Genomic DNA, 23,471 nt, shown 5'->3' on the forward strand with positions numbered 1-23,471 from the left:
AAAATAACCGCCACGCGGCAGCGCGAGACAGGACGAGACAACAGGGGGACGGCAAGCATGCAGGCATTCCAGTGGTTCGACGAGCTGTCGACACGCGAACGCAGGACGCTGTATGCCGGATTCGGCGGCTACGCGGTCGATGCGTTCGACTTCATGATTTATTCGTTCCTGATTCCGACGCTCATCGCAGCCTGGGGCATGACGAAGAGCGAGGCCGGGATGATCGCGACGAGCTCGCTGATCTCGTCGGCGCTCGGCGGCTGGGTCGCCGGCATCCTCGCCGACCGCTACGGCCGCGTGCGCGTGCTGCAGTGGACGATCGCGACGTTCGCGCTGTTCACGTGCCTGTCCGGCTTCACCCACTCGTTCTGGCAACTGCTCGCGACACGCACGCTGCAGGGCTTCGGCTTCGGCGGCGAATGGTCGGTCGTGACGATCATGATGGCCGAGACGATCCGCTCGCCCGAACACCGCGCGAAAGCCGTCGGCACCGTGCAGAGCAGCTGGTCGTTCGGCTGGGGCGCGGCCGCGATCCTCTACTGGGCGTTCTTCGCGCTGCTGCCCGAGCAGGTCGCATGGCGCGCATGCTTCTGGATCGGCATCGCGCCCGCGCTGTGGATCCTGTACATCCGCCGCAACGTCAGCGATCCGGACATCTACACGGCCACCCGCCGCGCGCGCGACGAAGGCCGCGTGTCGGGCCACTTCCTCGAGATCTTCTCGCCGCCGCACCTGCGCGCGACGCTGTTCGGCAGCGCGCTGTGCACCGGGATGCTGGGCGGCTACTACGCGATCACGACGTGGCTGCCCACCTACCTGAAAACCGTCCGCCACCTGTCGGTGTTCAATACGAGCGGCTATCTCGTCGTGCTGATCGTCGGCTCGTTCGTGGGCTACGTGGTCGGCGCGATCCTGTCCGACCGGCTCGGCCGCCGCGCGTCGTTCATCCTGTTCGCGATCGGCTCGTTCTCGCTCGGCATGGCGTACACGATGCTGCCGATCACCGACACCGCGATGCTGCTGCTCGGCTTCCCGCTCGGGATCGTCGTGCAAGGGATCTTCGCGGGCGTCGGCGCGTACCTGTCGGAGCTGTATCCCGGTGCGATCCGCGGCTCGGGCCAGGGTTTCTGCTACAACCTCGGGCGCGGGCTCGGCTCGTTCTTCCCGATCCTCGTCGGCTCGCTGTCGCAGTCGATGTCGCTCGTGAAGGCGATCGGCCTCGTCGCGGGCGGCGGCTACCTGCTCGTGATCGTCGCGGCGCTCGTCCTGCCGGAAACGCGCGGCAAGTCGCTCGTCGACGATCCGGCCGTCGCGTCCTGAGCAACCGCCACGTTCCGGAAACCGCATGCACGTGATCGTTCTCGGCGCCGGCGTGATCGGCGTCACCACTGCCTGGCACCTGCGCGAAGCCGGTTGCGAGGTCACCGTGATCGAACGCGAGGCCGATGTCGCGCAGGCGACGAGCCTCGGCAACGCGGGCGTGATCGCGCCCGGCTACGTGACGCCGTGGGCCGCCCCTGGGATGCCCGGCAAGATCCTCAAGTACCTGTTCGAGCCCGCGTCGCCGCTGATCTTCCGGCCGACGCTCGAAGCCGCGCAGTGGCGCTGGATCGCGCGCTGGCTGCGCGAATGCGAATTCGAGCGGTTTCGTGTGAACAAGCAGCGGATGCAGCGCATCGCCTATTACAGCCGCGCATGCCTGCACGCGTTTCGCGACCGGCATCCGTTCGACTACGGCGCGAGCCGGGGCTACCTCCAGCTGCTGCGGGGCGCGTTCGACGTGCAGATGGTGCAGCCCGCGCTGAAGGTGCTGCGCGACGCCGGCATCGCGTTTCGCGAGCTCGATGCGGCCGGCTGCACGGCGATCGAGCCGGGACTGCGCTGGGCGCGGCAGGCGCCCGTCGGCGGCATCTACCTGCCCGACGACGAAGCGGGCGACTGCGCGCGCTTTACGCGTGAACTGCGGGCGCTGTGCGAAGCAAACGGCGTGACGTTCCGCTTTCACACGGACGTGCAGGCGCTCGACGTTGAAGCGGGCCGGGTGCGCGGCGTGCGGATCGTCGGTAACGGCAACGAGGATGGCGATACGCCGGATCGCGCGCGAGCGCATCCGCACGCATCGAACGCCGGCGGCAAGCAACGCGACGCGCGGCTCGCCGCCGACGCGATCGTCGTCGCGCTCGGCGTCGACAGCGCCGCACTGCTGCGGCCGCACGGCATCGACGTGCCGCTCTATCCGGTGAAGGGTTACTCGGCGACGCTCTCCGTCGTCGACGACGAAAAAGCGCCGCATGCCGCGCTGATGGACGAATCGCTGAAGACGGCGATCACGCGCTTCGGCCCGACGTTGCGCGTCGCGGGTACCGCGGAACTCGGCAACCGGCACGCAGCGCTGCGCCGGCAGGCGCTCGATACGCTGATGAAGGTGCTCGACGACTGGTTCCCGCACGCGGCCGATCGCGCATCGGCGCGCTTCTGGGTCGGCCGCCGGCCGATGACGCCCGACGGGCCGCCGCTGCTCGGCGCGAGCGGGATCGACGGGCTCTGGCTCAACGTCGGCCACGGCTCGACGGGCTGGGCGATGTCGATGGGGTCGGGGAAGGTGGTGGCGGATCTCGTCACGGGGCGGGAACCGGAGATCGACTTGTCGGGCCTGACGCTCGCGCGCTACGGCCGGTAGGGCTGGTGGCGCGGTGGAGCGGCTGGCACGGCTGGCACGGCTGGCCGGACGATATCGCCGACGCGATACACACCGCGTCCGGCAATCACACCGCGGCGCGCAAGCCGCTCACTGCGGCGCCAGACCGTCCGCCTCGCCGTCCGCCCATGCGATCGGCGCGGATGCGACCGGCCGATGCGTCACGCCCTCGTGCGACAGCCGGCTTTCGAACAACGTCAGCGCGTCGACACGCACCGCGACCGCCCGCCCGGGCGCACCGCCGTGCGCGGGCTGGCCGACCGCATCGCGCGGCAGCCGCGCGAGCGTCACGTGCGGCCGGAACGGCCGCCGGTCGGCCGGCACGCCGAGTTCGCCCAGCAGCGCGACCAGCCCGGCATTCAGCGCCAGGCAGGCCGGATCGGCCGCGAGCTCCGCGACGATCAGCCTCGCGCGCGGCAGGCTCGGCCACCACGCGATCCGCTCGACCGGCAGCAACGGCAGCGCATGGGCGGCCGCAAGCGCGGGCAGATGCGCGGCCAGCGCCTCGCATCGGTCCCGTTCGATCGCGCCGATGAACGCGAGCGTCATGTGCAGTTGCGCGGACTGCGTGCGCCGCGCTCCGCGGGTGACCGGCAACGCGTGCAGCGCGTCGCGCGAAGCCGCATCGGGCATCAGCGCGACGAACGCACGAAGCCGGTCGCCGTTCATGACTCGCTCACCGCGGCACGCGGGGCGCGTGCCGTTTGAGCCGAAGCGGGACGCCGCGGCAGCGGGCCGTGCTCGCCCCACACGTCGGCCGGCAGCACACGCGCGAGTTCGGGGATCGTGTTGCGCGTGAATACCGGATCGGCGATGCCCGCCGCGCGCTGGCGACGATAGTCGGCCCATGCGGCGTGCGCATGCTTGCCGAGCGCGAGGATCGCGATCAGGTTGATGATCGCCATCAACCCCATGCTCGTATCGGCCATCGCCCAGACGAGCGGCAGTTGCCCGACGCTGCCGAACATCACCATGCCGAGCACCGCGACACGGAACAGCGGCAGCACGCCGCGCCGCTTCGTGATGAATTCGACGTTGCCCTCCGCATACGCGTAGTTGCCGATCACCGACGAAAACGCGAGGAAGAAGATCGCGACGGCCATGTAGATGCCGCCCCAGTCGCCGACGTGGCTCGAGATCGCGCGCTGCGTGAGCGCCGCGCCTTCCATCCCCGTGCCGAGCTCGTACTGGCCCGACAGCAGGATCACGAACGCGGTCGCGCTGCAGATCACGATCGTGTCGACGAACACGCCGAGCATCTGGATCAGCCCCTGCGTGACGGGGTGCCGCGTGCTCGCGGTCGCGGCCGCGTTCGGCGCGCTGCCCATCCCCGCTTCGTTCGAGAACAGCCCGCGCTTCACGCCGATCGCGATTGCCTGGCTGACCGCGTAGCCGGTCAGGCCGCCTGCCGCCTGCTCGAGACCGAATGCGCTCCTCACGATCAGCGCGATCACGTCCGGCACGAGCGCGATGTGCGTCGCGACCGCATAGACCGCGAGCGCGAGATAGCCGATCGCCATCAGCGGCACGATCACCTGCGCGACCGTCGCGATGCGGCGGATGCCGCCGAAGATGATCGGCGCGGACAGCAGCACGAGGCCGAGGCCGACCGTCTCGCGGCTCCAGCCGAACGACGTATGGAATGCGTCGGCGATCGCGTTCGCCTGCACCGCGTTGAACACGAAACCGAACGCGAGGATCAGCGACAGCGAGAACAGCACGCCGAAGCCGCGCGAGCGCAGGCCCGTCTGGATGTAGTACGCGGGGCCGCCGCGATAACTACCGTCCGGGTGCGACACCTTGAAGATCTGCGCGAGCGTCGCCTCGACGAACGCGGACGACATCCCGACCAGCGCCGTCATCCACATCCAGAAGATCGCGCCCGGCCCGCCGACCGTCAGCGCGACCGCGACGCCCGCGATGTTGCCGGTGCCGACACGGCTCGCGAGCCCGGTCGCGAACGCCTGGAACGACGAGATGCTGCCCGGCTCGCCCTTGCTGCCGACCAGTTTCATGCTGAGGAACAGCGCCTTCAGCTGGATCATCCGGAACCGCAACGTGAACCACGCACCGGCGCCGAGCAGCAGCGCGATCAGCACGTAGTTCCACAACACGCCATTGACGGCGTCGATCAGCCCATGCAGGAGTGCTTCCATCCGGTTTCCTTGTAAATAGGGTCAGTCATGAGCATCGACCGCGAACGCGGCCCGAGGGGCGACATGATATGACAGTTCGCAAGAAACATTACAAAATGAAAGAATTTGGTGTCGTGACGAATCATGGGGTGATCCTGACCAGATTCGTCGACACGCCCCCGCCACTTCAGTCAATCTCCCGTGACTGTTGGACACATTACTCCGCCAACAGGAGATAGCGTTTCCGCATTTAGACTTTTCTCTGCGCTTACCCGGACGATACGTAACGGTTGCTGGTCGGTCTACCAGCCACGCGCTCCCATCATCCCCGTGTCCAGAACCGGCGCCCGACCAATTTCGAGATAAGGGAGCGCGACCGCGTGCTCTCGCAAATCTCTTTCGATTTCGCTTCGTAGTGACGTCCCAGATGATTTCCCCATGATTGCGCGACTGACAAAATCCTTGCAGGCGGCAGAAAAAGATATGACCGTTCCACTCTCACGTATGCGAATCAATCATTGAAATCACCACTACGCGAGATATGAAATGATGAAACGGAATCCTCTTAAAAATACAAACCACGCCTCCGAAGAAAAGCAACAGCCTTTGATGCGACGACGCCTTTTGGCTGCGTCAACTATGCTCCCATTTGGCATGCTACTGAAGCACGCGACGGCCATGGCTCAGAGTAACGTCCTCCCGCCCATCTTGATCACTGAGTCAAGGCCACCCGACTTTAATTTTGGTGATTTCACTATCAAGGCAAACGAAATTCCCGGCGCCAATGCTGGCGCAGGAATGCCGGCACCTTCTATTTGCTTCAATCAATATTGCACATCGAATTTCATGTTGCTTTTCGCAAACACGGGCAACATGATCCGCGCCACCGAGATGTTTCTCAAACACCTTGAGGTATTTGGCAAAAACGATACGGCGTTCTGGCGAAATCAACTAACACTGGTGGGCGGCTTCACCCCGTGGCTTGCCCTTGGTGGCTACAAGCATTTACCCGGCGCCAACCAATATGGATTTAGCTTCGAACCTGGGCAATATGCCAACATCACTGCATTATTCGGCATTTACGTTGGTCAGTCACACGGCATCCCTCCGACGCGCGGATTTGCATCGTATGGAAATCCATTGATGTTCGTTGAAGCAATTAATCACTGGATAAACGGAGACGGGACCCAACGAACCGTCAACATTGAATCTCTAAACTTAAAAATGAGTGTCGCCGATTTCAAAGAAATAACGAAGGCTATCGAGAATCCCGGATATGGTCCCGGCACCTACTCGTTCGACACGGCTTTCAGCACCAACATTTTCAATCACGGAACAAAGGACCTCTGGAGTGCCTCAACTTTTGGGCGAGTATCCGGCAGGATACGTGGCACACTTGTGATGCTTGAGGACGATACATATCGGTTTGACGGCTACTACTCACTCAATCCCGATAGATTCGATGCAGATCCCTCAAACCGCCCATTCCTGCAGGAAGCTGCAACGACATTTCTGGCCAAGCTCGGCGCCATCCTGGGCCGCAAGGACTATCAAATCAATTTTTTCGGCGAAAAAAGTCTTTCGTTCTCGGGCCAACGGCCGGTCAAGAATGCAGGCACACGCCCCCCTCAGGCAGTCCATAGACCGTCGCTCGGTGGACTGATGCGCCCACTTCGCTAGCATGCCGCCGGGCGGCTCCGGAAATGTGGCTGCCCGAATCCATCACACATGTTCTTTACGTCCCATCGGGCACGTCATGATTTCCAGAACCATGCGCGGAGTTCTCAGGCTAGTTCTTTGGCTAGCTGGCGCAGTAATCTGCGCCTATACGCTGCTGTTCATCGTCGTCGCGGCTTCCCGGTATGAGAGAACGGAAGGCAGTTGCCCCGACATGCCCCTCGATGCGCTACGGAAAAAAGTCCAGGCTCGTCTTCTCGAAGCGCATGGGATACCGCCGGACAGCATCCGGTTCGACGGCGCGCCGCAGTATCACGCATGGAAGCTGGGTGTGTGGGAACTCCCGCTGCGCGTTGACGAAACCCGATACACCGCGATGATCGACTGCAACGAGCAACTTGCAAGCTACGGGCGAACCATCGATCCGTTGGGCGCCCCAACCGGACAAGCCCGCGATCGCCCACAGCATCAGAAATAAAAAAACCGGGCGCCCTTTCGGACGCCCGGCTCTCATCGAAACCCGCTCGCGATATTCAGCTTATCGCGGCAGGTTCGAATGCCCCATCAGGTACGCATCGACCGAGCGCGCGCACTGGCGGCCTTCGCGGATCGCCCACACCACGAGCGACTGGCCGCGACGCATGTCGCCTGCGGCGAACACCTTGTCGACCGACGTGTAGTACGAGCGATCGCCTTCGGTCGCCGCACGCGCGTTGCCGCGCGCGTCCTTCGCGACGCCGAACGCTTCGAGCACCGGCGCCGCCGGCTGCGTGAAGCCCATCGCGAGCAGGACGAGATCGGCCTTCAGTTCGAACTCCGAGCCCGGCACTTCCTGCATCTTGCCGTCCTTCCACTCGACGCGCGCGGCGATCAGCTTCTCGACCTTGCCGTTCTTGCCTTCGAGACGCTTCGTCGCGACCGCCCAGTCGCGCTCGCAGCCTTCCTCGTGCGACGACGACGTGCGCAGCTTGATCGGCCAGTACGGCCACACGAGCGGCTTGTTCTCCTCTTCCGGCGGCTGCGGCAGCAGCTCGAACTGCGTGACCTGCTTCGCGCCGTGACGGTTCGACGTGCCGACGCAGTCGGAACCCGTATCGCCGCCGCCGATCACGATCACGTGCTTGCCCTTCGCGAGCAGCTGGTCGGCGAGCTTGTCGCCCGCGTTCACGCGGTTCTGCTGCGGCAGGAAGTCCATCGCGTAATGCACGCCGGCGAGCTCGCGGCCCGGCACCGGCAGGTCGCGCGGTGTTTCCGAACCGCCCGCGATCACGACCGCGTCGAATTCTTCCTTCAGCGTGTCCGGAGAAATGGTTTCCTTCGCGAGACTGCCGATCGACTCGGGCAGCGGATCCTTGCCGATGAACACGCTGGTGCGGAACGTCACGCCTTCCGCTTCCATCTGGCGCATGCGGCGATCGATCAGCCACTTCTCGAGCTTGAAGTCGGGGATCCCGTAACGCAGCAGGCCGCCGACACGATCGTTCTTCTCGAACACCGTCACGTCGTGGCCCGCGCGCGCGAGCTGCTGGGCGGCGGCGAGGCCCGCGGGGCCCGAACCGACGACCGCAACCTTCTTGCCCGTCTTGTGCTCGGCCGGCAGCGGCTTCACCCAGCCTTCCGCCCAGGCCTTGTCGATGATCGCGTGCTCGATCGACTTGATGCCGACCGGATCGTTGTTGATCCCGAGCGTGCATGCCGCCTCGCACGGCGCCGGGCAGATGCGGCCCGTGAACTCCGGGAAGTTGTTGGTCGAGTGCAGGACTTCGATCGCCTGCTGCCAGTCCTGGCGGTAAACGAGATCGTTGAAATCCGGAATGATGTTGTTGACCGGGCAGCCGTTGTTGCAGAACGGGATGCCGCAATCCATGCAGCGCGCGCCCTGGACCTTCGCGTCCGCGTCGGTCAGTGCCGCGACGAATTCCTTGTAGTGCTTCACGCGCGTGAGCGGTGCTTCGTACGCCTCGTGGCGGCGTTCGAACTCCAGAAAACCGGTTGCCTTGCCCATAAGGTGCTCTTCTGTTCGGTGTATCGGGTGGGGGAGCCGCGCGCGGCCGTCAGGCGCGCGCGGCATTCGCTATGTCGTTCGTCGCTCAGGCGGCCAGTTCTTCCTTCGCCGCCTTCTTCGCACCGATCTCGCCCAGCGCGCGCTTGTATTCGTGCGGGAACACCTTCACGAACTGGCGGCGCGCCGCGTCCCAGTTTTCCAGCAGCGACTTCGCGCGCGGCGAACCCGTGAACTGGAAATGACGCTCGACGAGCCCCTTGAGCAGCGCTTCGTCCGTCGTGCCTGCGTGCCAGAGTGCGCGGTCGACCGTGCGCTCCTGCTCGGCCTGCTGCAGCACCGGCTCGAGCGCGACCATCGACTTGTTGCACTTCGCCGCGAACGTGCCTTCCGGATCGTAGATGTACGCGAGACCGCCCGACATGCCGGCCGCGAAGTTGCGCCCGGTCTCGCCGAGCACGACGACCGTACCGCCCGTCATGTATTCGCAGCCGTGGTCGCCCGTGCCTTCGACGACCGCCGTCGCGCCCGAGTTGCGCACGCAGAAGCGCTCGCCCGCGACGCCGCGGAAGAACGATTCGCCTTCGATCGCGCCGTACATCACCGTGTTGCCGCAGATGATGTTTTCCTCGGACTTGCCGCGGAAGTCGTTGGTCGGACGGATGATGATCCGGCCGCCCGACAGGCCCTTGCCGACGTAGTCGTTGCCGTCGCCGACGAGGTCGAGCGTCACGCCCTTCGCGAGGAACGCGCCGAAGCTCTGGCCGGCCGTGCCCTTCAGCTGGATGTGCACCGCGTCGTCGGCCAGGCCTTCGTGGCCGTGCTTCTTCGCGATCACGCCCGACAGCATCGCGCCGACCGTGCGGTTCACGTTGCGCACCGGCTGGATGAACGACACGTGCTCGCCGTTCTCGATCGCCGCCTTCGCCTTCTCGATCAGCACGTGGTCGAGTGCGCGCTCGAGGCCGTGATCCTGCACGTCGACGTGACGCGGTGCGACGTCCTCGCACTCTTCCGGCTGGTAGAACACGCGCGAGAAGTCGAGGCCCTTCGCCTTCCAGTGCTCGATGCCCTTGCGGGTGTCGAGCAGGTCGGCGCGGCCGATCAGGTCGTCGAACTTCGCGACGCCGAGCTGCGCCATGATCTCGCGCACTTCCTCGGCGACGAAGAAGAAGTAGTTCACGACGTGCTCGGGCTGGCCCTTGAACTTCGCACGCAGCACCGGATCCTGCGTCGCAACGCCGACCGGGCACGTGTTCAGGTGGCACTTGCGCATCATGATGCAGCCTTCGACGACGAGCGGTGCCGTCGCGAAGCCGAATTCGTCCGCGCCGAGCAGCGCGCCGATCACGACGTCGCGGCCCGTCTTCATCTGGCCGTCGGCCTGCACGCGGATCCGGCCGCGCAGGCGGTTCAGCACCAGCGTCTGCTGCGTTTCGGCGAGGCCGAGTTCCCACGGCGTGCCAGCGTGCTTCACCGACGACAGCGGCGATGCGCCCGTGCCGCCGTCATGGCCGGCGATCACGACGTGATCGGCCTTCGCCTTCGCGACACCGGCCGCGACCGTGCCCACGCCCACTTCCGACACGAGCTTCACCGAGATGCTCGAACTCGGGTTCACGTTCTTCAGGTCGTGGATCAGCTGCGCCAGATCCTCGATCGAGTAGATGTCGTGGTGCGGCGGCGGCGAGATCAGGCCGACACCCGGCACCGAGTAACGCAGCTTGCCGATGTACTCGGACACCTTGTGGCCCGGCAGCTGGCCGCCTTCACCCGGCTTCGCGCCCTGCGCCATCTTGATCTGGATCTGGTCGGCCGATGCCAGGTACTCGGCGGTGACGCCGAAGCGGCCCGACGCGACCTGCTTGATCTTCGAGCGCAGCGAATCGCCGTCCTTCAGCGGAATGTCGCTGACGATCTCGTCGCCGATCACCGACTTCAGCGTCTCGCCCGACTTGATCGGAATGCCGCGCAGCTCGTTGCGGTAACGCTTCTCGTCCTCGCCGCCTTCGCCTGTGTTCGACTTGCCGCCGATCCGGTTCATCGCGATCGCGAGCGTCGCGTGCGCTTCGGTGCTGATCGAACCGAGCGACATCGCACCCGTCGCAAAACGCTTGACGATGTCCTTCGCCGGCTCGACGTCGTCGATCGGAATCGCCTTGGTCGGCTCGACCTTGAACTCGAACAGGCCGCGGAACGTCATGTGACGCTTGGTCTGGTCGTTGATCAGGTGCGCGTATTCCTTGTACGTCTGGTACGAGTTGCTGCGCGTCGCGTGCTGGAGCTTCGCGATCGAATCCGGCGTCCACATGTGGTCTTCGCCGCGCACGCGGTACGCGTACTCGCCGCCCGCGTCGAGCATGTCGCGCAGGACCGGGTTGTCGCCGAATGCGTCGCGGTGCAGGCGGATCGCTTCTTCCGCGACTTCGAACAGGCCGATGCCGCCGACCTTCGACGCCGTGCCCTTGAAGTACTTCTCGACGAGGTCGCTCGACAGGCCGAGCGCTTCGAAGATCTGCGCACCCGTGTACGACATGTACGTCGAGATGCCCATCTTCGACATCACCTTCTGCAGGCCCTTGCCGACCGCCTTCGTGAAGTTGTAGACGGCCTTCTCCGGCGACAGGTCGCCCGGCAGGCCTTCGGCCATCTTCGCGAGCGTTTCCATCGCGAGGTACGGGTGCACGGCTTCCGCGCCGTAGCCCGCGAGCAGCGCGAAGTGGTGCGTCTCACGTGCGGAGCCCGTCTCGACGACGAGGCCCGTGCTCGTGCGCAGCCCTTGCTGGACGAGGTGCGTGTGGATCGCCGACGTGGCGAGCAGCGCCGGGATCGCGACATGCTCGGCGTCCGTCTTGCGGTCGGACACGATCAGCATGTTGTAGCCCGACTTCACCGCGTCGACGGCTTCCGCGCACAGCGACGCGAGACGCGCCTCGATGCCTTCCTTGCCCCAGGCGACGGGATAGCAGATGTTCAGTTCGTACGCGCTGAACTTGCCGCCCGTGTACTGGTCGATCGCGCGGATCTTCGCGATGTCCTTGAAGTCGAGCACCGGCTGCGACACTTCGAGACGCATCGGCGGGTTGATGTTGTTCGTGTCGAGCAGGTTCGGCTTCGGGCCGATGAACGACACGAGCGACATGACCATGTTCTCGCGGATCGGGTCGATCGGCGGGTTCGTGACCTGCGCGAACAGCTGCTTGAAGTAGTGATAGAGCGTCTTGTTCTTGTTCGACATCACCGCGAGCGGCGAGTCGTTGCCCATCGAACCGACGGCCTCTTCGCCCTGCTGCGCCATCGGCGCCATCAGGAACTTCAGGTCTTCCTGCGTATAGCCGAACGCCTGCTGGCGGTCGAGCAGCGCGGCGCCCTGCGTACGGCCGGCCGCGACTTCCTCGGCCTTCGGCTCGATCTCGTCGAGCTTGATGCGCACCGCGTCGATCCAGCTCTTGTACGGCTTCGCGTTCGCGAGGTTGTCCTTGAGCTCCTTGTCGTCGATGATGCGGCCGTGTTCCATGTCGATCAGGAACATCTTGCCCGGCTGCAGGCGCCACTTCTTGACGATCTTCGATTCGGGGATCGGCAGCGTGCCGGCTTCCGACGCCATGATGACGAGGTCGTCGTCGGTGACGATGTAGCGCGCCGGACGCAGGCCGTTACGGTCGAGCGTCGCGCCGATCTGGCGGCCGTCGGTGAACGCGATCGCGGCCGGGCCGTCCCACGGCTCCATCATCGCGGCGTGGTATTCGTAGAACGCGCGGCGGTTCTCGTCCATCAGCGTGTGCTGTTCCCACGCTTCCGGGATCATCATCATCACCGCGTGCACGAGCGGGTAGCCGGCCATCACCAGCAGTTCGAGACAGTTGTCGAACGACGCCGTATCGGACTGGCCCGGGTAGATCAGCGGCCACAGCTTCGGAAGATCGTCGGCGAGCACGTGCGACGCGATCGCGCCGGTACGCGCGTTCAGCCAGTTCACGTTGCCCTTCACGGTGTTGATCTCGCCGTTGTGCGCGATCATCCGGTACGGGTGAGCCAGCTCCCATGCCGGGAACGTGTTGGTCGAGAAGCGCTGGTGCACGAGCGCGAGCGCCGACACGACGCGCGCGTCCTGCAGGTCGCGGTAGTACACGCCGACCTGGCCCGCGAGCAGCAGCCCCTTGTAGACGATCGTGCGCGCCGACATCGACGGCACGAAGTATTCCTTGCCGTGCTTGAGCTTCAGCGCCTGGATACGGTGGCTGGCCGTCTTGCGGATCACGTACAGCTTCCGCTCGAGCGCGTCCGTCACCATGATGTCCTTGCCGCGGCCGATGAAGATCTGACGGATCAGCGGCTCGCTCGCCTTCACGGTCGGCGAAATCGGCATCGCGTGGTCGACCGGCACGTCGCGCCAGCCGAGCACGACCTGGCCTTCGGCCTTCACCGTGCGCTCGAGCTCCTGCTCGCACGCGAGACGCGATGCGTTTTCCTTCGGCAGGAAGATCATGCCGACCCCATATTCGCCGGCCGGCGGCAGGTTCACGCCCTGCTTCGCCATTTCCTCGCGATAGAACGCGTCCGGAATCTGGATCAGGATGCCCGCGCCGTCGCCCATCAGCGGATCGGCACCGACCGCGCCACGGTGGTCGAGGTTCTCGAGGATCTTCAGACCCTGCTGAATGATCTCGTGGCTCTTCTTGCCCTTGATGTGAGCGACGAAGCCGACGCCGCAGGCGTCGTGTTCGTTTTGCGGGTCATACAGACCTTGTGCGGCGGGCACCGCGGCGAGCGGCTGCTGGTGGTCGTTCATGGGGACACCGTCGTAAAGGGGGCCTGGAGGCCGTTGAACCATTTTCTTGTTGCCGTCGATCCCGCTCCCGACGGGAGACGGCGCGGCCGACAGTGGGTGGGCATGCTTCGCCCGGGCCACCGGAATTCGGAATATACGCGACGAATCAAGGGAATAGCAACAAAAACCGCTCGATCGAACCCCAATTAAACGGATGCTTCGATCTGGTGCCGTTTTATTGGGGCCGTATCATTTTGGTGCAAAAAGAAGCGGCGCCCGCAGCGCCGCTTCTGGCCCGCCTTTCCGGCGTTACTGCTGGATCGGCGGCGTGTTCTCGCGCACCTTTCTGGGGCGTCCGCGCGGCAGCGGCGACACGCGCCGGTTTGCCGTGCGCGCCGCCCACTCGCGATAGTTCTCGCCGCCGAGCACCCAGCCTTTCAGCGTCGCCTGCTGCAGCTGGTCGGCCTGCCGCTCGTCGAGCGGCTGCTCGCACAGCTCCTTGTACGCGCGCTGGCGGTCGAACGGCGTATTGCCGAGCGCCCAGTAGAGCGGATGGTCGGTGATCAGGCTGTCGACGGTGAGCCCGACGTGATGCCGGTAGCTCGACCAGCGATAGGCTTCGGGCGTCGCAACGAGTTGCGAGCGTACCGGGCTCATCTCGACCACGCGGCTCGCGAGCAGGAAATAGCGCTCGCCTTCGATCACGGTCGCGCGGTAGCGGCCTTCCCACAGGGTGCCGCGCCGCGAATAGCGCCGGTTGAAATGCGCGACGTAGCGACGGCCGACGGCCTGCATCGCCTTCGGCAGGCTCGCCTCGTCGCTCGGGGTCACGAGGAGTTGCACCTGGCGCGGCAGCAGCACATAGGCATGCACCGACAGGTGGTGATCGCGCGCGGCGGCCTTCAGGCAGTCGATGAAGAGTTCGTAGTCCTGGTCGTCGACGAACGCGGGTTGCTGATCCAGGCCGCGCAGTATCACGTGCTGCGGCTGGTCGGGAACGTAGAGTCGGGCTAACCGTGCCATGCTGAATGTCCGTTTGAACGCGTTAGGAAATACCCGGAGGTCCGAAAGTGCGCACCTGCGTAGAATGCCCGTCCTGTCGGTGCGCGGATACGTACGGTCGTACTAATCCTAGGGTGAAAACTCTAACTTACGAGCTTGTTTGGTTTTAAACGCAGTCGTCATAATGAGCACGCCTTAGATCGGAGGAGACACAATGAAACGAAAACTGGCCATTACGGGGGCCGCAGCGCTCGCATTCACGTTCGCGGGCGGTACGGCACATGCACAATCCGCAGGTGATTTCTACGTCAGCACCGGCTGGCTGCACCTGTCGCCGCAGGACAGCAGCGACCCGCTGTTCCTGTATCGCGTCGGCGGCACGCCCATCAACCAATCGATTCCCAACACGGGCGCCGGCATCAACGACGCCGATACGCTCGGGCTCGCCGCTGGCTACTTCGTCACCGACCACATCTCCACCGAGCTCGTGATGGGGATACCGCCGAAGTTCGACATTACCGGCAAGGGTCAGTTCGAAAAGTTCGGCGTACTCGGCCGTGCGTACCAGTGGAGCCCCGCCGTATTGCTTCGCTACCACTTCAACGACGCCAACGCGAAGTTCCGTCCGTATGTCGGCGTCGGCGCGACGTACGTCTGGTTCACCGGCGCAAAGATCACGAACAGCAGCTTCGAGAACGGCGTGCTCGGCGGTCCGACCAGCGCGACGACCAGCAACCAGTGGGCGCCCGTGTTCAACGCCGGCTTCACGTACAACTTCACGAAACACTGGTTCGCGGGCCTGTCGCTCTCGTACATCCCGGTCAGCGTGACCGCAACCTTCACGACGGCCCGCCGGACGCCGGTCGGCACCCTGACCGAAACGTCGAAAGCGAAGATCTCGCTCAACCCGATCGTCACGTACCTGAACGTCGGTTACCGCTTCTAAGCGTAGTCGAATATTTGGGGAATGGTTAATCCTGCTGCAATTTGTAGCGGAATTTTCGTGACGTAACGTCTCCACGATGTAAAACGCCCCGGCGAAATCCCGCCGGGGCGTCGTTTTTTTGTCTCAGGGTCTTCCCTTGCCCGCCATCGCGCGGGACCGGGCGCTACGCGATGTCGTCCAGCGCATCGGGACCAATCAGGTCGATGCGGTCCGTGCAGATCGCGTCGACACCCCAACGCGCGAGTTCGCGCGCCCGTTCGAGGTCGTTCACCGTGTACACCAGGATGCGCAGCCCGGCCGCCTTGATCGCGCGCACGAGCAGTTCGTCGAGCCGTTTGTGGTCTGCATGCAACGATACGCAGCCGAGCGCGCCGACGACCTGCGCATGCCAGTCGTCCGGCACGGACTCGTAGAGCATCCCGCGCGGCAGCGCCGGCACGGTCTCGCGCGCCTGTTGCAGCGCATCGAACGAGAACGACGACAGCAGCGGCGGGACCGCCGCATCGCGCCAGTACGCGGCCGCGTCGGCCGCCACGCGCTGCCCGGTCTCGCGCTCGCGCCCCGGGCACGGCTTGATCTCGACGTTGGCGGCCAGCCCGTGCGCGATGCAGCGTGCCGCCGCCGCCTCGAGCGTCGGCATCCGCTCGCCCGCGAAGCGCGCGTCGAGCCAAGCCCCCGCGTCGAGCTCGGCCAGCGCCGCATAGCGCATGCCCGCCGCCGCCCCCTGGCCGTTCGACGTCCGGTCGACCGTGTCGTCGTGCAGCAGGAACGTCACGTCGTCGGCCGACAGCTTCGCGTCGAACTCGACCATCCGGTAACCGCGTCGCGCGCCCTCGTCGAGCGCGGCGAGCGTGTTCTCCGGCGCGAGCGTGCCGCCGCCGCGATGGGCGACGACGCGCGGATAGGGCCAGTCGGTACGGGTTGTCATCATCAGTCTCCCGGCAGGTGCAGCAGGTTCAGCCGGCACGCTTGCCGGTCTCCGGATCGAAGAAATGCAGCCGGTGCGCGGGCAGTGCTGCGGCCAGCGCCGTGCCGCGCGCGGGGCGGTCCGCGTGCGGCAGGCGCACCGCGACGTCGTGGTTGCCCCAGCGGCCGTGCGCGAGGTTGTCCGCGCCGAGCAGCTCGCACGAGTCGACCGGCAGCGTCGCCTGCGCGACGCCCGGCTGCGGTGTCATGTGTTCCGGACGCACGCCGAGCACCCAGTCGCGCCCGGTGGCGATCTCCGCGCCTATGCCGGGTGCGCCGGCGACCGGCAGCGCGGGGCCGCCGCCCGCGACCGTGAAGGTCGCGCCGTCGTCCGACAGCCGGCCGTGCATGAGGTTCATCGCGGGCGAGCCGATGAAGCCCGCGACAAACACCGTCGCCGGCTTCTCGTACACGTCGACCGGCGCGCCGATCTGCTCCGCGTAGCCGCGATTCATCACGATCACACGCTGCGCAAGCGTCATCGCCTCGATCTGGTCGTGCGTCACGTAGACGCTCGTCGTCGCGAGCCGCGCATGCAGCCGCTGGATCTCGAGCCGCATCTGCACGCGCAGCTTCGCGTCGAGGTTCGACAACGGTTCGTCAAAGAGGAACACCGACGGCTCGCGCACGATCGCGCGCCCCATCGCGACGCGCTGCCGCTGGCCGCCCGACAGCTCGCGCGGGCGCCGCGCGAGCAGCGGCTCGAGTTCGAGGATCTTCGCGGCCGCCGCCACCCGCGAGTCGATCGTCGCACGCTCGATCCCGCGGATCTTCAGCCCGTAGCCCATGTTCTGCGCGACCGTCATGTGCGGATACAGCGCATAGTTCTGGAACACCATCGCGATGTCGCGATCCTTCGGCTCCAGCGTGTTGACGACGCGCTCGCCGATCGCGATCTCGCCGTCCGTCACCGTCTCGAGCCCCGCGATCATCCGCAGCAACGTCGACTTGCCGCAGCCCGACGGGCCGACCAGCACGATGAATTCGCCGTCGGCGATCTCCACGTCGATGCCATGCAGCACGTGCTGCTTGCCGTCGTAGGATTTCCTGACGCCCTTCAAGCTCAGCGCAGCCATACCTGGTCCTTCTCCCGGTTACCGTCCGTGGTTCATTTCTCGGAATCGACGAGGCCGCGCACGAACCAGCGCTGCATCGCCAGCACGACGACGAGCGGCGGAATCATCGCCAGCAGCGTCGCCGCCATCACGTATTGCCATTCGGTCGCGGCGTCGCCGCTCGCGATCATCATCTTGATGCCCACCACCGCCGTCGACAGCGATGCTTCCGTCGTGATCAGGATCGGCCACAGGTACTGGCTCCAGCCATAGATGAACGTGATCACGAACAGCGCCGCGATGCTCGTCTTCGACAGCGGCAGCACGACGTCCCAGAAGAAGCGCATCGGCCCCGCGCCGTCGATGCGCGCGGCGTCCATCAGTTCGTCGGGCAGCGTCATGAAGAACTGCCGGAACAGGAACGTCGCGGTGGCCGACGCGATCAGCGGCAGCGTCAGCCCGGCGTAGGTGTTCGTCAGGTGCAGCGTCGACACGACCTGCACGGTCGGGAAGATCCGCACTTCCACCGGCAGCATCAACGTGACGAAGATCAGCCAGAACGCCGTGTTGCGGAACGGGAAGCGGAAATAGACGATCGCGTACGCGGACAGGATCGACACCGCGATCTTGCCGACCGAGATGCCGAGCGCCATCGCGAAGCTGTTGACGAGCAGGCGGCCGAACGGCGCCGTCGCGGCGCCGCTGCCGTGGCCCCAGATATAGGCGATGTTCTCGAACAGGTGCGTGCTCGGCACGAGCGACAGCGGCACCGTGAGCACTTCCTGCGCGCTCATCGTCGCCGCACAGAACGCGACGTAGACGGGGAACACGATCAGCACGACGCCCGCGATCAGCACCGCGTGGCAGAACAGGTCGAAACCCTTGCGATTTTCGATCATGCGTATTGCACCCTGCGTTCGACGAAACGGAACTGGATCACCGTGAGCCCGACGACGATGATCATCAGTACGACCGACTGCGCGCCGGAGCTGCCGATGTCGAGCCCCTGGAAGCCTTCCGCGTAGATCTTGTAGATCAGCGTCTTCGTGCTCTGCGCGGGGCCGCCGCCGGTGGCCGCGTCGATCACCGGGAACGTGTCGAAGAACGAATAGACGAGGTTGACGACCAGCAGGAAGAAACTGGTGGGCGACAGCAGCGGCAGCACGAGGTTGAAGAAGCGTCGCACCGGCCCCGCGCCGTCGATCGCCGCCGCCTCGATCAGCGAACGCGGAATCGCCTGCAGGCCCGCGTAGAAGAACAGGAAGTTGTAGCTCACCTGCTTCCACACCGACGCGAGCACGACGAGGAACATCGCCTGCCCGCCGTTCAGCGCGTGGTTCCACACGATGCCGCCCTTCGCGAGCGCATAGGTGATCAGGCCGATGCTCGGATTGAACAGGAACGCCCACAGCACGGCGGCGATCGTCGGCGCGACCGCGTACGGCCAGATCAACAGCGTGCGATATGTGCGCGCGCCACGGGTCACGCGGTCCGCGCACGCGGCGAGCAGCAGCGACACGACGAGCCCGCTCACCGTGACGAGCGTGCTGAACACGAGCGTCGTGCGGAACGAATCGAGATACAGCGGATCGCCGAACAGGTGCGTGAAGTTCGCGAAGCCGACGAATTCACTCGACGTGCCGAACGCGTCCTGCATCTGCGTCGACTGCCACAGCGCGACGCCGGCCGGCCACAGGAAGAACACGGCGGTGATCGCGAGTTGCGGCGCGATCAGCAGGTACGGCAGCAGGCTCGTGCCGAAACGGGAACGGGATTGCATCGCGGATATCCGGTCAGGCGAAACGGAAAGGAAACCGCGCCGCCGGCCGGCCCGCACGCTTGCGCGGCGCGGCCGGCGGCACGAACGCGATGCGCGCTCAGCTGCCCGACTTCTCGAAGCGGCGCAGCAGCTCGTTGCCGCGCGAGGCCGCCGAATCGAGCGCGTCCTTCGGCGATTTCTTCTGCGCCCAGACCTGTTCGAACTCCTCGTCGACGACCGTGCGGATCTGCGGCATGTTGCCCAGGCGCAGCCCCTTCGTGTACGGCAGCGGCGGCTTGTTCAGCATCTGCTTGATCGCGGTTTCGGCGCTCGGGTTCTTCGCGTAGAAGCCCTGTTCGCGCGTCAGGTCGTACGCCGCCTTGGTGACCGGCAGGTAACCCGTGTCCTGGTGCCACTTCGCGGCGACGGCCGGCGATGCGAGAAACGCGAGGAATTTCGCGACGCCCTTGTAGGTCGCCGGATCCTTGCCCGCCAGCACCCACAGGCTCGCGCCGCCGATGATCGCGTTCTGCGGCGCGCCCTTCACGTTCGCGTCGTACGGCATCATGCCCGTGCCGAAGCTGAACTTCGCGAACTTCTGCAGGTTCGCGAGCGCGCCCGACGACGTCGTCATGATCCCGCAGTCGCCGCTGTAGAACTTCGCCGATGCTTCGTCCTTGCGGCCCGCGTACGTGAACGTGCCGTCCTTCGCCATCTGCTGCAGGAACGACACGTGCGCGATCTGCTGCGGCTTGTTGAATTCGAGCACGGCGTCCGTACCGTCGAAGCCGTTGTTGCGGCTCGCGAACGGCAGTGCATGCCACGCGCTGTAGTTTTCGAGCTGGATCCAGCCCTGCCAGCCGGTCGTGAAGCCGCACGCCATCCCCGACTTGCGCAGTTTCTCGGCATCGTCCTTCACGTCGGCCCACGTCTTCGGCGGCTGGTTCGGATCGAGCCCGGCCCTCTTGAACGCGTCCTTGTTGTAGTACAGCACCGGCGTCGAGCTGTTGAACGGCATCGACACGAGATGGCCCGTCTTCGCGTCGCTGTAGTAGCTCGCGATGGTCGGCACGAACGCCTTTTCGTCGAGCGGCACGCCGGCCTGCCTGAACACGTCGTAGACGGGCACGACGGCCTTCTTCGCCTGCATCATCGTAGCCGTGCCGACTTCATAGACCTGGAGGATCGCCGGCGCATTGCCGCTGCGGTAGGCCGCGATGCCGGCCGCGAGCGCCTGGTCGTAGGTGCCCTTGAAGACCGGCACGATCTTGTAGTCGCTCTGCGACGCGTTGAACTGGTCGGCGATCGCGTTGACCCGCTCGCCGAGCGCGGCCTCCATCGCATGCCAGAACTGGATTTCCGTCGCGGCGAGCGCCGCGTGCTGCACCCCGAACATCAGCGCGCCGCCGAGCGCGATCGAACGAACCAGTGTCCCCGCAGGCTTCTTCTTCATCGACCTCTCTCCTATGAAAACGTTACCAACAGCGTGTGCAACATTCCCATCGCCATTGAACCGGCGAAGTCTAGTGATCGTTTGTGACAGTCAGTTGTCGTTGATGACGAACAGGCGCTGATACTCCTTCAGCGCGAAGCGGTCGGTCATGCCGGCGATGTAGTGCGCGACGAGGCGCGGCTGCTGCGCGGCGTCGTCGGACTGGTACGGCGGCGGCAGCAGCCGCGGATCGTCGATGAACGCATCGAACAGCCCGGTGACGACGCGCTGCGCCTTGCTCGCCATGCGCATCACCTTGTAGTGGCGATAGAGGTTCTTGAAGAGGAAACGCTTGAGGGCGGCCGCCTGGGCGGCAACGGATTCGCTGTGCGACACGAGCGGCGGCGCCGCGCGCACGTCGTCGAGCGATGCCGGCGCGACGCGCGCGAGATTGCGCGTGGTTTCGTCGATCAGGTCGACGATCAGCGTGTTGATGATGCGGCGCACCGTCTCGTGCACGAGACGGCGGCCTTCGAGGTGCGGGAACTCGGCGAGCGCCGCCTCGTAGTGGCGCTGCCACAGCTCGACTTCCGCGAGCTGCTCGATCGTGATCAGGCCGGAACGCAGGCCGTCGTCGACGTCGTGGTTGTTGTACGCGATCTCGTCCGCGATGTTGGCAAGCTGCGCTTCGAGCGACGGCTGGCGGCCCTGCAGGAAGCGCTCGCCGAGCGCACCGAGCTTGCGCGCATTCTCGCGCGAGCAGTGCTTCAGAATGCCTTCGCGTGTCTCGAAGCACAGGTTCAGCCCGTTGAACGCGCCGTAGTGCTCCTCGAGCTCGTCGACGACCGCCAGGCTCTGCAGGTTGTGCTCGAAGCCGCCATGCTCGCGCATGCAGGCGTTCAGCGCGTCCTGCCCGGCATGGCCGAACGGCGTATGGCCGAGATCGTGCGCGAGCGAGATCGCCTCGACGAGATCCTCGTTCAGGCGCAGGTTGCGCGCGACCGAGCGGGCGATCTGCGCGACTTCGAGGCTGTGCGTGAGACGCGTGCGGAACAGGTCGCCTTCATGATTGACGAAGACCTGTGTCTTGTATTCGAGCCGGCGAAACGCGGTCGAATGGACGATGCGGTCGCGGTCGCGCTGGAATTCGGTGCGCGCCGCCGGTGGCGTTTCCGGATGGCGGCGGCCGCGCGACTGCGACGCGTGTGCGGCATACGGAGCGAGATGGGCTTCCAGCGCCGCCAGTGTCGGCGGCTCGGCCACCGGCGCAGCGGATACGCGGCCGGCTTCGGGCAGTGTGCTGCTGGATGTCTCGCTCACGTCTCCTCCATGTCAGGGGCGCCGTTGCATCCGGGCCGCCCGTTAGCGCGTCGTCTGCGCCAGTGTAGCGAATACGGCTTCGTCCGGCGCCTGCGTGATCAGCGTATCGCCGAATCGCTTCAGCAGGATGAACTTGATCGCGCCGGCCTCCGCCTTCTTGTCGACGCGCATCAGGTCCATGTAGCGCGCGTCGCCGAGCGCGGGCCCGCGGGTCGGCAGGTGCGCCGCCGCGATCACCGCATCGAGGCGCTGCCGCGACGCTTCGTCGAGCAGGCCGAGCCGCACCGACAGGTCGCCCGCCATCACCATCCCGCAGCCGACCGCCTCGCCGTGCAGCCACTCGCCGTAGCCGAGCCCGGCTTCGATCGCATGACCGAACGTGTGGCCGAAGTTCAGGATCGCGCGCAGGCCGCCTTCGCGTTCGTCGGCCGCCACCACGCTCGCCTTGATCTCGCACGAGCGCTTCACCGCGTGCGCGAGCGCAGCCGGGTCGCGACGGTTCAGCGCGTCGACGTTGGCCTCGATCCAGTCGAAGAATGCCGCATCGGCGATCGCGCCGGTCTTGATGATCTCGGCGACACCGGCCGCCAGTTCACGGTCGGGCAGCGTCGTCAGCGCGCCGATGTCCGCGATCACGGCCTGCGGCTGGTAGAACGCGCCGATCATGTTCTTGCCGAGCGGGTGGTTGATGCCCGTCTTGCCACCGACCGACGAATCGACCTGCGACAGCAGCGTCGTCGGCACCTGGATGAACGGCACGCCGCGCATGTAGCATGCGGCCGCAAAGCCCGTCATGTCGCCGATCACGCCGCCGCCGAGCGCGACGAGCGTCGTCTTGCGGTCCGCGCGGTCGGTCAGCAGGCCGTCGAAGATCAGGTTCAGCGTCTCCCAGTTCTTGTACGCCTCGCCGTCCGGCAGCACGACCGTCGACACGCGCTTGCCGAGCGGCGCGAGCGCCGCGCGCAGCGCGTCGCCGTAGAGCGGATCGACCGTCGTGTTCGTGACGATCGTGACGGAAGAACCCTTGATGTGAGGTGCGAACAGCTCGGCGCGGCCGATCAGGCCGGCGCCAATGTGAATCGGGTAGGCGCGGTCGCCCAGGTCGACGTTGACAGTAATCATGCTTGTAGCGGCTTGGCGATGACGCCCGCCAGTTCGAGTTGCATCAGCACCATGTTGACGAGACCGTTGACCGACGGACGGCCGGTCTCGATGACGAAATCCGCGCATTCGCGGTACAGCGGGTCGCGCACTTCATATAGCGCTTCGAGGCGCCCCTTCGGGTCTTCGGTCTGCAGCAGCGGGCGGTTCTTGTCCTTGCGCGTGCGCAGCCACAGGTCGTGCGGGTTCGCGCGCAGGTAGACGACGATACCGTTGCTTTTCAGGCAGTCGCGATTTTCCGGGCGCAGCACCGCGCCGCCGCCCGTCGCGAGCACGATGTTCTCGCGCTGCGTGAGATCGGCGATGACCTGCGTTTCGCGATCGCGAAACCCGGCCTCGCCCTCCAGCTCGAAGATCACCGGAATGCGCGCGCCCGTGCGGGCCTCGATTTCGTGGTCGGAGTCGAAGAACGTCCTGTCGAGACGACGCGCGACCGCACGGCCCACGGTGGTCTTACCCGCTCCCATAAGGCCGACGAAAAATACGTTTGCATGTGGGTCCCGCGCTTGCAACGGCTTCCTCTGCTTCAATCTTGCTGGTGTGTGGC

18 protein-coding genes are annotated in these 23,471 nt (G+C 65.6%); 5 read left to right on the forward strand and 13 right to left on the reverse strand.

The genetic code is table 11. The features are described from left to right. Positions 1 to 57 precede the first annotated feature (57 nt). Both ABIC51_RS27085 and ABIC51_RS27090 read left to right on the forward strand, forming a co-directional pair. Positions 58 to 1,320 carry an MFS transporter gene (locus ABIC51_RS27085; RefSeq protein ID WP_027788552.1) on the forward strand — a complete coding sequence of 421 codons (1,263 nt, stop codon included), beginning with the start codon at positions 58 to 60 and terminating at the stop codon, positions 1,318 to 1,320. Positions 1,321 to 1,345: 25 nt separating this feature from the next. After that, positions 1,346 to 2,680 (forward strand): D-amino acid dehydrogenase, encoded by a 1,335-nt coding sequence (locus tag ABIC51_RS27090; RefSeq protein WP_060194609.1) that lies wholly within the window; start codon positions 1,346 to 1,348, stop codon positions 2,678 to 2,680. Positions 2,681 to 2,788: 108 nt separating this feature from the next. Here ABIC51_RS27090 and thpR read toward each other — a convergent pair whose 3' ends face one another. Then, positions 2,789 to 3,367 carry an RNA 2',3'-cyclic phosphodiesterase gene (gene thpR, locus ABIC51_RS27095; protein ID WP_175901206.1) on the reverse strand — a complete coding sequence of 193 codons (579 nt, stop codon included), beginning with the start codon at positions 3,365 to 3,367 and terminating at the stop codon, positions 2,789 to 2,791. Next, positions 3,364 to 4,854, reverse strand: a complete 1,491-nt coding sequence (locus ABIC51_RS27100) for an alanine/glycine:cation symporter family protein (RefSeq protein ID WP_175901209.1) — start codon at positions 4,852 to 4,854, stop codon at positions 3,364 to 3,366. Before ABIC51_RS27100 ends, thpR begins: the two co-directional genes overlap by 4 nt. 525 nt (positions 4,855 to 5,379) lie before the next feature. Here ABIC51_RS27100 and ABIC51_RS27105 point away from each other — a divergent pair. Beyond that, positions 5,380 to 6,513: a lipid II-degrading bacteriocin gene (locus tag ABIC51_RS27105; RefSeq protein WP_354006705.1), complete on the forward strand. Its 1,134-nt coding sequence runs from the start codon at positions 5,380 to 5,382 to the stop codon at positions 6,511 to 6,513. Positions 6,514 to 6,589: 76 nt separating this feature from the next. Next, positions 6,590 to 6,988 (forward strand): hypothetical protein, encoded by a 399-nt coding sequence (locus tag ABIC51_RS27110; RefSeq protein WP_027788557.1) that lies wholly within the window; start codon positions 6,590 to 6,592, stop codon positions 6,986 to 6,988. A gap of 60 nt (positions 6,989 to 7,048) precedes the next feature. On the opposite strand, the gene ABIC51_RS27115 is transcribed toward ABIC51_RS27110, so the two are convergent. From ABIC51_RS27115 to ABIC51_RS27125, 3 genes are all read right to left on the reverse strand, one after another. Next, positions 7,049 to 8,515 (reverse strand): glutamate synthase subunit beta, encoded by a 1,467-nt coding sequence (locus ABIC51_RS27115; protein WP_021162703.1) that lies wholly within the window; start codon positions 8,513 to 8,515, stop codon positions 7,049 to 7,051. Between the two features lie 85 nt (positions 8,516 to 8,600). Further along, positions 8,601 to 13,304, reverse strand: coding sequence for a glutamate synthase-related protein (locus tag ABIC51_RS27120; protein ID WP_027788558.1), 4,704 nt, complete (start codon positions 13,302 to 13,304; stop codon positions 8,601 to 8,603). Positions 13,305 to 13,592: 288 nt separating this feature from the next. Then, positions 13,593 to 14,306, reverse strand: a complete 714-nt coding sequence (locus ABIC51_RS27125; RefSeq protein ID WP_027783329.1) for a transposase — start codon at positions 14,304 to 14,306, stop codon at positions 13,593 to 13,595. Between the two features lie 193 nt (positions 14,307 to 14,499). Between ABIC51_RS27125 and ABIC51_RS27130 the strand changes: the two genes are divergently transcribed. Continuing rightward, positions 14,500 to 15,231 (forward strand): OmpW/AlkL family protein, encoded by a 732-nt coding sequence (locus ABIC51_RS27130; RefSeq protein WP_027788559.1) that lies wholly within the window; start codon positions 14,500 to 14,502, stop codon positions 15,229 to 15,231. A gap of 163 nt (positions 15,232 to 15,394) precedes the next feature. Here the strand turns inward: ABIC51_RS27130 and ugpQ are convergent, their stop codons facing one another. From ugpQ to aroK, 8 genes are all read right to left on the reverse strand, one after another. Next, on the reverse strand, positions 15,395 to 16,159 hold the full coding sequence (gene ugpQ / locus ABIC51_RS27135; protein ID WP_175862504.1) for a glycerophosphodiester phosphodiesterase: 765 nt from the start codon (positions 16,157 to 16,159) through the stop codon (positions 15,395 to 15,397). Positions 16,160 to 16,187: 28 nt separating this feature from the next. Then, positions 16,188 to 17,273: a sn-glycerol-3-phosphate import ATP-binding protein UgpC gene (locus ABIC51_RS27140; RefSeq protein ID WP_027788561.1), complete on the reverse strand. Its 1,086-nt coding sequence runs from the start codon at positions 17,271 to 17,273 to the stop codon at positions 16,188 to 16,190. Between the two features lie 32 nt (positions 17,274 to 17,305). Beyond that, the gene (gene ugpE, locus ABIC51_RS27145; RefSeq protein WP_027788562.1) at positions 17,306 to 18,151 is read right to left on the reverse strand and encodes a sn-glycerol-3-phosphate ABC transporter permease UgpE; all 846 of its coding nucleotides are present in this window, start codon (positions 18,149 to 18,151) and stop codon (positions 17,306 to 17,308) included. Further along, positions 18,148 to 19,032, reverse strand: coding sequence for a sn-glycerol-3-phosphate ABC transporter permease UgpA (ugpA, locus tag ABIC51_RS27150; protein ID WP_119338273.1), 885 nt, complete (start codon positions 19,030 to 19,032; stop codon positions 18,148 to 18,150). Before ugpA ends, ugpE begins: the two co-directional genes overlap by 4 nt. A gap of 97 nt (positions 19,033 to 19,129) precedes the next feature. Then, a complete protein-coding gene (gene ugpB / locus ABIC51_RS27155) occupies positions 19,130 to 20,464 on the reverse strand; it encodes a sn-glycerol-3-phosphate ABC transporter substrate-binding protein UgpB (RefSeq protein ID WP_175901215.1) in 1,335 nt (444 codons plus the stop codon). Between the two features lie 90 nt (positions 20,465 to 20,554). Next, entirely contained in the window at positions 20,555 to 21,763 is a 1,209-nt protein-coding gene (locus ABIC51_RS27160; RefSeq protein ID WP_021162708.1) for a deoxyguanosinetriphosphate triphosphohydrolase, read from the reverse strand. A 42-nt stretch (positions 21,764 to 21,805) separates the two neighbouring features. Next, positions 21,806 to 22,885: a 3-dehydroquinate synthase gene (gene aroB, locus ABIC51_RS27165; RefSeq protein ID WP_027788565.1), complete on the reverse strand. Its 1,080-nt coding sequence runs from the start codon at positions 22,883 to 22,885 to the stop codon at positions 21,806 to 21,808. Beyond that, the gene (gene aroK / locus ABIC51_RS27170) at positions 22,882 to 23,436 is read right to left on the reverse strand and encodes a shikimate kinase AroK (protein WP_027788566.1); all 555 of its coding nucleotides are present in this window, start codon (positions 23,434 to 23,436) and stop codon (positions 22,882 to 22,884) included. Before aroK ends, aroB begins: the two co-directional genes overlap by 4 nt. Between the last annotated feature and the right edge of the window lie 35 nt (positions 23,437 to 23,471).

This window comes from Burkholderia sp. 572 (assembly GCF_040545135.1).
In the GTDB taxonomy this organism is placed as follows: Bacteria; Pseudomonadota; Gammaproteobacteria; order Burkholderiales; family Burkholderiaceae; genus Burkholderia; species Burkholderia cepacia.